Annotated in this window: 11 protein-coding genes; all 11 read left to right on the forward strand. The window is 31.4% G+C overall.

Annotation, left to right across the window (positions count from 1 at the left end; genetic code table 11):
* Positions 1-359 precede the first annotated feature (359 nt).
* The 11 genes from ACFSQJ_RS14570 to ACFSQJ_RS14620 all read left to right on the forward strand — a co-directional run bounded on the left by ACFSQJ_RS14570 (position 360) and on the right by ACFSQJ_RS14620 (position 12,146).
* A complete protein-coding gene (locus ACFSQJ_RS14570; protein WP_377767691.1) occupies positions 360-677 on the forward strand; it encodes a helix-turn-helix domain-containing protein in 318 nt (105 codons plus the stop codon).
* Complete coding sequence (locus ACFSQJ_RS14575) at positions 677-3,394, forward strand: restriction endonuclease (protein ID WP_377767692.1); 2,718 nt, start codon at positions 677-679, stop codon at positions 3,392-3,394. The genes ACFSQJ_RS14570 and ACFSQJ_RS14575 overlap by 1 nt, the downstream gene beginning before the upstream one ends.
* Positions 3,394-3,588, forward strand: coding sequence for a hypothetical protein (locus tag ACFSQJ_RS14580; protein WP_377767693.1), 195 nt, complete (start codon positions 3,394-3,396; stop codon positions 3,586-3,588). Before ACFSQJ_RS14575 ends, ACFSQJ_RS14580 begins: the two co-directional genes overlap by 1 nt.
* Before the next feature lie 133 nt (positions 3,589-3,721).
* Positions 3,722-5,389, forward strand: a complete 1,668-nt coding sequence (locus tag ACFSQJ_RS14585; RefSeq protein WP_377767694.1) for a site-specific DNA-methyltransferase — start codon at positions 3,722-3,724, stop codon at positions 5,387-5,389.
* A gap of 2 nt (positions 5,390-5,391) precedes the next feature.
* Complete coding sequence (locus tag ACFSQJ_RS14590; protein ID WP_377767695.1) at positions 5,392-5,847, forward strand: hypothetical protein; 456 nt, start codon at positions 5,392-5,394, stop codon at positions 5,845-5,847.
* Positions 5,848-5,853: 6 nt separating this feature from the next.
* On the forward strand, positions 5,854-6,036 hold the full coding sequence (locus ACFSQJ_RS14595; protein WP_377767696.1) for a hypothetical protein: 183 nt from the start codon (positions 5,854-5,856) through the stop codon (positions 6,034-6,036).
* The gene (locus ACFSQJ_RS14600; RefSeq protein WP_377767697.1) at positions 6,020-8,455 is read left to right on the forward strand and encodes an AAA family ATPase; all 2,436 of its coding nucleotides are present in this window, start codon (positions 6,020-6,022) and stop codon (positions 8,453-8,455) included. Before ACFSQJ_RS14595 ends, ACFSQJ_RS14600 begins: the two co-directional genes overlap by 17 nt.
* Before the next feature lie 365 nt (positions 8,456-8,820).
* Positions 8,821-9,318, forward strand: a complete 498-nt coding sequence (locus tag ACFSQJ_RS14605) for a DinB family protein (RefSeq protein ID WP_377767698.1) — start codon at positions 8,821-8,823, stop codon at positions 9,316-9,318.
* Between the two features lie 272 nt (positions 9,319-9,590).
* Positions 9,591-10,094 carry an RNA polymerase sigma factor gene (locus tag ACFSQJ_RS14610; protein ID WP_377767699.1) on the forward strand — a complete coding sequence of 168 codons (504 nt, stop codon included), beginning with the start codon at positions 9,591-9,593 and terminating at the stop codon, positions 10,092-10,094.
* On the forward strand, positions 10,091-10,678 hold the full coding sequence (locus ACFSQJ_RS14615; protein ID WP_377767700.1) for a hypothetical protein: 588 nt from the start codon (positions 10,091-10,093) through the stop codon (positions 10,676-10,678). Before ACFSQJ_RS14610 ends, ACFSQJ_RS14615 begins: the two co-directional genes overlap by 4 nt.
* A 292-nt stretch (positions 10,679-10,970) precedes the next feature.
* Positions 10,971-12,146 (forward strand): serine hydrolase domain-containing protein, encoded by a 1,176-nt coding sequence (locus ACFSQJ_RS14620; protein ID WP_377767701.1) that lies wholly within the window; start codon positions 10,971-10,973, stop codon positions 12,144-12,146.
* Positions 12,147-12,391 lie beyond the last annotated feature (245 nt).

A 12,391-nucleotide genomic window follows, 5' to 3' on the forward strand; every position in this document is an offset into this window, starting at 1 on the left:
AATGCAATCAATCTATACAATGAAATAAGATTACATTTATCTTTAGAATACAAAACACCTAATATGGTATATAAATTAACAGCGTAAATCTATTTTTAACCTGTAGCCATATTTCAGGACTAGACATGCGGAAAATCGAGCAAAACGTTAAAATTTGAACTATAAAAGCCCACCACACAAATAGCACATTTGGTTTTTTGCCGACACACAAGCCAACCCTAAAAAACCAAAAGAGCTATTTTTTCCCACCGCTCACAGACTGTTAATAAGTTTGAAAATAAAAATCATTGAATATCCATAAAGACTGATTACATTTGACATTAATTGTCAAGTGTAATTAATCAATTGATATTTCACAAATGAAAACTAACAAATCAACAGGCGAAATTCTTAGAGAAAAAAGGGAAGAAAAAGGGTTGCTCCTGCGACACGTTTCTGCTGAACTCGATATTGATACAGCTATACTCAGTAAAATAGAAAGAAACGAACGAAAAGCAACAAAAGAACAAATCCTAAAACTTGCCGAAATATTGGATTTAGACAAAGACAATCTAATTATTCAATATCTGAGCGAAAAAATACTGTACGAAATAAAAAATGAAAAACTTGGGAGCAAAGCACTAAAAGTAGCTGAGCAAAAAATGAAATACATAAGCAAAAATAAAAGCGGAAATTAATGGAATTAAAATTAGAACTATTAGAATACCAAGAAACCGCAATTAAATCAGTTGTGAATGTATTTGACGGAAACGACAAAAACACGTTCGACAATGCGTGTACAGATGGTATTCGTGCAAATATTTGCACGCTCTCAAACGAACAGCTAAAAGAAAATATCAAATCCATTCTTCTTGAAAACGGAATTGATGAAGCTACTGCTAAACTTGAAGAAATACGTGAATTGACTATTGAAATGGAAACAGGAACAGGAAAAACCCTTGTTTACATTAAGTCTATTTACGAAATGTTCAAGCATTACGGATTTACAAAATTCATCATTCTTGTGCCTTCAGTTGCTATTAGACAAGGAGTTTTAAATACACTTTCAATATTTGGAGAACAACTGGAAGAAATTTATGGCTTTACTCCTAAAGCATTCGAATACAGCAGTAAACGATTAAATAAAGTAACCAATTTTGTAGAGGAACAACACCCGCAAATAATGGTTATGACTTTGGCTTCTTTTAATTCGGAAGACAAAATTTTAAATCAAGCTAAAAGAGAAGATTTATTTGCAAACATTCCATTTATTGAAGCAATTGGACGAACAAATCCAATTATCATAATGGACGAACCACAAGAGGGAATGGACACAACAAACTCCATCAAACAAATCGCAAAACTAAATCCTCTTTTCAAAATCAGATATTCAGCAACTCACAAAGTTGCAAAAAACAAAACATATCGTTTAACGCCTTACGACAGTTACAAACAAGGTTTAGTAAAAAAGATAGAAGTTTTAACGGTTACAGAAAAAAATGATGAAGCCACTTTAAAACTGGAACTTTCGGAAACCAAAAACGGAAAAAATCCAATACAAGCAAAAATTAAAGCTTGGCATCAATTGGCAAGTGGAAAGATTGAATTTAAAGATTCTAAATGGATTAAAGACGGAGATAACTTAGGAAAAGTAACCAACAACCCAAGTTATTTAAAATATACAATTAGCAGAATTAACAAAAGTCTAAGAACAGGAAAATGGTCTGTTAGCTTTCACAATGGGGTTGAAGTATTTGAAAAACAAGCTTCTGGAAATGCACAAAGTATTTGGGCTTTACAATTAGAATGGCTCATTCTTCGCCACTTTACAAAAAAACAAAAACTACAAGAAAAAGGCATAAAATGCCTTTCGCTTATTTTTATTGATAAAGTTGCCAATTATGTAAGTGATGACCCAATAATCAAGAACCTTTTTATTGAAAAATACAAAGAAATATATCCTGAATTTCACGATAATAAAGAACCAACAGCAGAACATATTGAAATGATTCAAGGTTCATACTTTGCAAAAACGACCAAAAACGAATTTACCGATAACGAAACCTCAATGCGGAAAAATTCAGAAGTTTTTGATGCAATCTTAAAAGACAAAAAAGGTTTATTAAGCTTTGGAGATTCTATTTCCAATAAAATTGAATTCATCTTTTCACACTCGGCTTTGGGTGTAGGTTGGGACAATCCAAACATCTTTAATATTGCTACATTAAGCAATTCTTTTTCTGAAATTAAAAAACGCCAAGAAATTGGTAGAGGGTTAAGAATATGTGTAGATACTAATGGACAACGTATTTATGACAAATTAAATGTAAGTGATGCTGACCGAATTAACCAACTAACAGTAATTCCAAACGAAACCTACGAGACATTTGTAACACAATATCAAGAAGAAATAAAAGAAGTTTACGGAGATTCAAGTGCTGGTGCAGGAATGACTCATACGCACAAAGGCGAAAAACAAAATGAAGTTCAATTTAAACGTAGTGAAAATGACATTATCAATAAATCGTTTAAACGATTTTGGAGTGCTTTAGCAAAGAAAACGAATTACACCGTAAGTTTTGATGAAGCATCTTTGATTGAAAGAAGTAAAGAAGCAATAAATACAATTGAAATTGCAGATTATGTTGCAGAAGTAAGTAGCCGAACCATTGGTTCTATTACAGAAGAAGGTATTGAAGATGAATTTGGCGGAAAAGAAAATTACAAACTAAAAGCTCATTTTTCCGCATTAGATTTAGTGGAAGAAATAAGTGAAAACACAGGATTAAGTTATAATACAACTATTGAAATAATTGGAGAAACAAATCACGAGAACTTCGCAAAAAATCCACCGCAATTTATTCATCAAGCATCATCCTTAATTAAGAATATAGAACTGGAAGAAATGATAAGAGGTTTGAATTATCATTTGACGGACGAAACTTTTCCTTTTGAATTTAATGATTTTGTAAAGCAAGTTGATGGCAACCAATACCGAGACACACCAAACAGAGGCTTTTACAATCGAATGCTTACAGATAGTGATATAGAAAGAAAATTTGCATTGGGAGCAGATTTAGATGATGAAGTTGTTTGCTTTATGAAACTCCCTGCATACTACAAAATCCCCACTCCTATTGGAAATTACAATCCCGATTTTGGAATTGTGATGAAACGTAAACAATTACGTGACGGAAAAGAAAGTGAGTTCTACTTTGTAATTGAAACCAAAGGAACAAACGATATCAATGATAAAAAAGCATTGAAAGAAAGTGAAATTTATAAAATAGAATGTGCGGTAAAGCATTTCGCCACTTTAGGAGTAGAAGTACAATATAAAGCACCTGTTAAAGATTATCAATATTTCAAAACAGAAGCTACCAAAAATATTAACGCATTAATTGAAGAAGCATAATGAGCAACGATAAACAAAATTCAGAAAATCCAATGGAAGACGTACAATCACACGATTGGAACAAAGAAAGATTGGAGCAATTAAAGCAGTTAATGCCTGACCTTTTTACCAATGATGGTAAACTGAACGTTAGCGAGCTCAAAAAAGTAATTGACCCCTACAAGCGTAAACGAAACCGAACGCTACGAATTTAGATGGTTTGGTAAAAGCAATGCTAAAAGAGAAGCCTTTACACCTACTGATGCAACGCTTGTTTATGATGAAGAAAGAAGTGTAAACCCTACCAAAAGCGAAAACCTGATTATTGAAGGAGAAAATTTGGCGGTATTGAAATTACTTAGCAACAGTTACCGTGAACAAGTAAAGTGTATTTATATAGACCCACCGTACAATACAGGAAATGATTTTGTGTATTCGGATAAATTTAATCAAGACAAAAAAGAATACTGGGAAGATGCCGAAATGACTGAAAATGGTTTTAAAATAGACTCAAATACAGAAACAGATGGGCGTTTTCATAGCAATTGGTTGAATATGATGTACAGCCGATTATTAATTGCAAGACAGCTATTAAGTGAAGATGGTGTAATATTTATATCATTAGATGACAACGAAATTCATCATTTAAGGAAATTGTGTGATGAAGTTTTTGGAGAAGATAATTTCTATTCTCAAATAATTGTTAGAGCTAATAGTAGAGGGCAAACATATAATCAAATTGCTAAAACACACGAGTATATTCTCGTATATACGAAATCCATTGATGGTGATTTATTAGAACTTGAAAAGAATGGCGAAAAGTCAGACTTAAACCTTGTAGATGATATTAGCAATTATAATATCCGAGAATTGAGGAATAGAAATCCAAAGTTCGGCAAGCATAATCGTCCAAATCTATTTTATCCTATATATGTAGATACAAGCTCTGCTGATAAAGATGGTTTTTATCCAGTATCATTGAAAAAAACAGAAGCTTACAGCGCCAAAATAGAACCGTTTAATTCAAAAGGAATAGAATCTTGTTGGCGTTGGGGAACATCAAAGTTTAATGATAATGTCAATGAGAATACTCTTCTTAGCAATGTTATGGCTAAACAAAAAGGTGATGGAAGTTATGGTGTCTATGAAAAATACCGAAAAACAACTTACAAACCAAAGTCAATTTGGAATGACAATTCCTTTTTAACTGAAACAGGAACTGTTCAAGTTAAAGAATTAGGGTTTGCTGGTGAATTTGATTTCCCAAAACCAGTAGAATTGATTAAAAGATGTATTGAATTAACCGTAGAAAAGAACGATATAGTTTTAGACTTTTTTGCAGGTTCGGGAACTACAGGACAATCTGTATTTGAAATAAACAATACTTCAAATAAAGCTGTAAAATTCATTACTATTCAATTACCTGAAAGCTGTAATGTAAATAGTACTGCATATAAAAAAGGTTACAAAAAAATAAGTGACATCACTATCGAGCGTAACAAACGAGTAGTTGAAAAAATAATTAAGGAAAAGAAAGAAGCAACACCTGATTTGTTCAGCAAAAAAGAAAGTGAGCAAGAGCAATTAAAAGGTTTAGGTTTTAAAGTATTCAAACTGCAAAAATCAAATTTCCCAAGAGTAGAATTTGCTCCAGACCCTGAAAAAACTGAACAAGAAAACATTGATTTGCTTAAAAAGTATATCAAAGAAAAAGAAGCACAATTAGTTTCTGCGTTCAATAAAGAGGAATTGATAACCGAAATATTAATCAAAAACGGTTTCAAACTCAATTACACCTTAACCAAACAAGAGGAATTCAAAAAGAATGAAATTATGTTTGTTACAGATGGAGATAAAGAAACCTTGATCTGTTTAGATGTAATTATTGTAGATGAAACAATAGAACATTTTAAAACACATACAGACCAAAAGTTAATTGTTCTCGAACGTGCCTTAGACACCACCAAAAAGTGGAATTTAAAACACGCTATGGGAGATAAATTTAAAGCTTTTTAGGAATGACAAATGAAGTAACCGTATATTTTGACAGTCCAAAGTCATTTGAACCATCCAATATAAAACCATTGAATGGTATTGCAGGTTTGTACTTCATTTTTACACAGTCTATTGATATTCAATATCCGTTTGACAAGTCGAAACTCTTGTATATCGGAATGAGTGAACGAAGAACAAATAGCATTGGAAGTCGATTATTAGGACATTTTGATGGTAAATCAAAAAACTTAGGATTAACCAATTATAGAAAAGTTGAGCCTTTATTGTTTACTTATATAAATTTTGAAATGCTCAAAAATATTTGGCAATTCCGAATTGAAGATTTGGAAAGCTATTTTATTTTAAATTTTGTGGAGCAATTTGGTGTTTATCCCATTTGCAATAATAAATCTGGCTTTGAAATTCAAAACAAAACACTCACTTCCAGTTTTAAAATTGATTGGAATTATTTTAAATAAACGATTATGGCCGAAAAAGTGAAATCTGGAAAAGAAATATTAGATGATTTTTTCAACGAAATTGAAGAAATTGAGAATGTAGATGTCGATATAGCAAAAATGCTATCAGAACTATATCAAAATGATAAATTGACAGATACTAATGTTAAAAATGAACTTCAAAAACTGAGAGATGAATACAAGGATTAATAACATTACCATCAAAGGAATTAGAGGTGCGAAAGACAGTTTAGAATTACCGTTAAATGGAAAATCTATTTTGCTTTATGGCGACAATGGAACAGGTAAAAGCAGTATCTCTGATTCTATTGAATGGTTTTATACAAACCGAATTTCTCATTTATCAAGCAACAGCGAAATAGATTTAAAAGATGCTTTAAGAAATTCAGAACTTGATACGGATGCTGTTTCAGAAGTAAATATTTCATTTGTTAAACAATCTGATATTGATTGCTCAAAAACACTATTCAATAAACGTGAAAAATTAACAACTGATTTTTCAAATAGTTCTGATGCTTTCAAACAATACTTAGAAGAATCAAAAGAAGAAAACCTTTTGTTGCGTTATCAATATCTTACAGACTTCATTGACAATACTAAGAGCGACAAACTGAAATACCTGTCTGATATTATTGGCTTTTCAGAAGTAACAAAGAAGAAAGATGTCCTTAAAAAGAGCTACAATTTCATAAAGGCAGAAATTAAAAACCAAAATTTTGAGGCTCAAACAAATACTCAAAAACAAGTACTTATTGAAAAGTTAGGAGCGACTATTAGTCAAGAAGAAAACCTACTTGAAAAGATAAATGAGAAAATTAAACCTCTAAAGACTGGCATTGAGGTTACTAAAATGGAGGATATTGATAAAATTCTTGTCCACTTAAAAAATTCCACTAACAATAAGTTAAATAAAGAATTAGCATTTTTAGAAAAAGCAAATACTGTTTTAAACACCCTTAAATCGGAGATTGATTTTATTGATTCTGAATATGTAAAATACTATGATGAATTTGAAGTGATTGCCAATGATGTTGAAAGCATTATGCAAACATTTTTAGGTGAATTACTAAAAATTGGAGATACCGTTTTATCAAAAAAATATCACAAAGATGCGAGTTGTCCGCTTTGTTTACAACCTAAAAATATAGAAGAACTCCGTGCAGAAATTGCAAATAGGTTAAAAGCCATTGAAGAATCTTCTAAGAAAAAAGCATCTTTTGATAAAGCGAAACAGTTAGTAAACACAATAACCGTAGAGCGAATAAAAAGACTTGATACGGTTCTTTCGGAAAGCTTAATTACAGCAGATGAAAGCAAACTAATTAAAACGGGATTTGTAGGTTTAAAAGAAAAAATTGCTGAATATCAGAAATCGAGTTTAGAGCGAGTAACTTCTGGAAACAAAATACCTAAAGCTGAAATAATTAAGCTATCAACTATAGATTTTGATTTTCAAAATGGAATAGCAACAAGAATAAAGAAAATACAAGAGATTTTTAAAAAGGATAATTCAGCTGTTCTATATTCCAATATCTCTGCTTCAAAAGACGCATTTCTAAAAATAAAGCAATTTGAAAAGCAGAAAGTAAAACTTGAAAAACAGCGTAAGACTTTAGAAATCATCTACAATGAATTTGTAAAAAAACAAAAAGAAGGACTTGAAAATTTCATTACTACATTTTCTGGAACGATAAACGAGTATTATCAATATATGAATCCTGATGAGCCTTTTCAGGAAATCAAAATTGTAACAATCGGAGATGAAGATGAATTGAACGGTATTACAATTGAATACAAATACAATGGTAATTGGGTTTCACCACCTCAAAAATATTTTAGTGAATCACATTTGAACTGTTTTGGTTTGTCATTCTTCTTGGCTTCCGTAAATGCCTTTAATAATAAGAATGAATTTATTGTTCTTGATGATGTTATTTCAAGTTTTGATTCAAACCACAGAAAAAGATTTGCAGAACTTATTTTTGAGAAATTCTCAAAATATCAAATCATGTTACTTACTCACGAAGAAGATTGGTTTACAAATTTTGTAAGTCCTTTAGCAAAAAAGAAAGGGTGGCTAATAAACGAGATTAAATGGACAGAAGATAAAGGAACACATCTTGAAGAAGAACCAAGCGACTTACGAGAAAGAATAGAGGTAAACCTTGCTGATAGTAAAATAGACGGCTTAGGGAATCCTATTCGTAGATACCTTGAACATTCATTAAAAGAGGTTGCCCTAAATATTGAAGCGAAACTAAGTTTCCAATACAATCATTCCAATGAGCATAGAATGCCTTACGAATTGATTATGGGAATTAAATCGGAAATCAAAAAGTGTAGTCCAGAATTAAAAGCGAAATTCCCAGTTATTGACCGAATAGAAAGTTCATCAATATTGGGGAATATTTCATCTCACGACAATCCTTTCAATCCGAAAATTGGTGATTTAAAAGCTTTTTGGGCTGATATACTTGAATTGGAAAAGATATTTATTTGTGAGCAATCGGACTGTAAAAGACCAATGGTATCGCTAAAAAATTATGATACTGTTGCAAAGAAAATAAGGTGTGGATGCGACCATACTAAATATGACTGGAAGAAATAAATACCACCACTAAAAGCCATACACATTTGCAATTCGCACCAGCCAACGCTACGCCAAAAATTGCAAAAGAGTATGTCTTGCCAACGCTCACTTCCGAACTAAATAAGAAACATCGGAAAACCAAGCTGAACGCAAAGCACTATGCACAACAACGTGTATAAAACATAGCTATTACAGGCTTTTCGAGAGGTTTTTGTATATTTACAATGTACGCCAAATTTTTAATTTGGTTATATTTATAAAAGAAAATTAAACATAAAAATTAAAAATTCGGCTCGTGCTAAATCTGAAAAGTTAGCGTTTATTTATACGCTACGTTTCATACACAAGACCGTTGTAAGTAATACTGACCAAACTCAATACTAATGGGAAAAACTGAAGAAATAATAGAATTGGTAAATTATAATCTTTGGGCTAATAAACGGATAATAAGTTGGCTGAAATCGAATGAAAAAGACTTGTTGACAAAGAAATGCCAATCAAGTTTTTCAAATGTATTAGATACTGCAAATCATATTTTGGATGGACAAATCTTTTATTATTGTGTTCTAAAAAAACAGCCAATTGAAAGATTATGGGGAAATACCGCTGAAGAAACTTTTAACGGACTTATTGAACAATCAGAGGCTTTTATAAATTATGTGAAAAGTCAAAATTCATTAGATGATTTTAGATTTTTTAAAACAAAAACTTTGAAAGGAACATTCACGCAGTATGAATTAATCCAGCATTGTATGAACCACAGCACATTTCATCGCGGACAAGTAATTACAATGGGACATCAATTAGAATTGACTAAAGCACCATCAACGGATATGTTATTCTTTTTTATTAAACGGAACGAATTACTCAAAACAAAATGATGGAACAAAAAGTACTACTTACAACAATGTATAACCGCAATTACGGCGGATTCGACTACGTCCGAATCCACTCGGAATTGCTAATGTCTGTGCCTAAACGAAAATTAACGCATATTAACCCGTAACTGACGGTTATACGAGACCGTTGCCATTAATACTGACCGACTTATCCTAAAAAAGAACTTCATTATCTTTTTGTTTATTAAAAAACATACTAAACTGTCATATTTATCAAACGATGGTAACTAAAGTAGTAAAGGGAAGTATTAAAAATGGAAAAACAGAAAACCATATTTCTTTCAGCTTTAAAAGAAAATCAGGATAAGCTATATAGAATTTGCTCTATTTATTCAGATGGTAATGAGGATTCTAAAGACTTGCTTCAAGAGGTTTTAGTTAATATTTGGAAATCGATGAATTCATTTAAAGGTAATTCATCTATTGATACTTGGATGTTTAGAATAGCATTAAATGTTTGCCTTCGTTTCAAATCAAAATACACGAAAAACCAAAACCGATTTATAAGATTAGATAGTATGACTATTTCTAATATCGGTTCTGAAGTAGAAGATGAAAATAGTGATGAAAAACTAATAGCTTTAAGAAAATGTGTTAAAAAATTGAATGATGGAGACAAGGCAATAGTTGCTTTGTACTTGGAGGGATTAGCATACCGAGAAATTTCAGGCATACTTGGGTTATCCGAAAATCACATAGCCGTAAAAATAAAGCGGATTAAATCAAAATTATTTAACTGTATAAATGGAATATTATGATAGAAGATGAATTAATTAAAATCTGGCAATCGTCAAGTAATCAAGAGCGTATAAAATTTGAGAAATCAAAATTAATGATAGAATTACATTCAAGTTTAAAGCGTTTAGACAGATGGTGGAACTATCTAGAACTTTCAGAGACGGTTTTAGCCGTATTTGGAGTTTTATTATCTACTCTTTTATTATTCAAGATTCCATTCATTCTGACAAAAATAGCATTGGCTTTAATGATTATTTGTGCAGTTTATTTAATAATAAAATATCGAGGTGTCAAAAAATTTCAGCCTAGTGACTTGGAAAATAATTATCTCAATTATCTCGAAAAAAACAGGGAATATCTTCAAGCCCAAAAAAAATTCCTTAAAACATACTTTTATTGGGGAATATTGCCTGTTTACCCAATAATGTTGTTATTCACTATCAGCGTTTGGGAAAAAGTTCCAATATATTTAATTATCCTTATTAATGTGGCTACAATCGGAATAGGAGTTTATGGATATTTATTAAATAAAAAAAGAATAAAAAGGGAAATAACCCCAAGAATATCTGGAATTAATGAATTAATAAATCAATTGGAAAAATAGAATATGAAATCCAAATATAGACATTCAAAAGTTTCAAGAAGCTTTTTAGAACAATTGTCAAAAATTTTGAGTTTTTCAACTTCAAAAACAAGAAGAGAAACAATCAAACAAAAGAGAAGTCGAAATAGGAATAAAAAGTACTAATGGCAACACCGTATATAATTAATGGCTGGTTCTCGCCTACTTACGAAAATCCTCGCGGATTTTCTATTCGGTTTTTATTTGCTAAATTAGGTGCTTTAACACGCCACTAATCATATACAAACACGTTACAGGTCATTAAAACCAACCAATGAAATACATAAAAGCATTAAACATTATTTTCATTCTGCTTCTTCTTTTTTCATGTAAGAACAAGGAAAATGAAACAGAAAATAAAATCGCCACAGAGAAAATAAATCTTTCAAAAGAGATTACGCATCCTGAAATAGAATCATTCATAAATAACACGATTAGTGAGGAGCATTTCACAGGCGTTGTCCTTGTCGCTGTGAACGATAAAATAATTCATGCTAAAGGCTACGGAATGGCTCAAGATGGAATTCAGAATCGTATCAACACAAAATTCCATGTAGCCTCAATTACCAAACAATTCACCGCAGCAGCAATCATGCAGCTATTGGAACAGAAGAAAATTAATCTGGAAAAATCTATCAATGAGTTTTTACCTATTCAATATCGTTCTGATAAATGGAACAGTGTTACCATTCATCACTTATTAACTCAAACAAGTGGCATTGAAGATTATGGGTTGACTCGGAATTATTATGAGGTCGAAAAAGGTTTTTGTTTAGGGAATACGGTAGATGGGATGATAAAAGAAGCAATGGCAAAGGAGTTGAAATTTCCATCTGGTTCTAAATTTTCCTACTCTAATATTGGCTATACCTTACTAGGCCAAATAATCGAAAACACTTCGGGAGAACCTTATGACAGTTATATGAAAAAACACATTTTTGAACCTATTGGTATGCACGATTCATTTATTCATAATACTTCGAATTATACTGGGGCAAATGATGAAGCCATGGGCTATCGGTGGGATGATGAATTGAACAAACATGTGCCAGATGATATAATTAGTTTACCTGTTACAGAACCAGATGGAAATTTAGTAACCACACTAAATGACTTTCTAAAATGGACTAGTGTCTATACCAACAATAACCAAAAAGTCATAGATGACATTGCTATAAAAAAAATGACTACACCATACATTAAAAATGACTTTTCTTTTCTTAAAGAAAAAGAGCCATGGTATGGTTATGGATTAAGCCTTACAGACGGTATAATTAGTCACCCTGGATATATTGTTGGATTTAGAAGTCATTTTATTGTTGATACGAATAACGGCATTAAGGTGCTTGTATTTAATAATAATGTTTCGAACAATCCTAAAAATGTTTCTAGCGAAATATATAATATGACATCTAAAAAACTGAATAAAAATAGGAATAACGACCTGTAACACCGTGTATAATTAATTGCTTGGTTCTCGCCTACTTACGAAAATCCTCGCGGATTTTCTATTCGGTTTTTATTTGCTAAATTAGGTGCTTAAACACGCCACTAATCATACACAAACACGTTGTAGTGCATTTGAGAAAAACATTTAGGATGATAAGAAACTATTGGAATGAAGAATGGAAAGACGTGGAATTTGACGAAGGAATTGCCGATATTGAACAGTTCAAAATCTCAAATTACGGCAGA

It is taken from the genome of Croceitalea marina, assembly GCF_042684265.1.
GTDB lineage: Bacteria > Bacteroidota > Bacteroidia > Flavobacteriales > Flavobacteriaceae > Croceitalea > Croceitalea marina.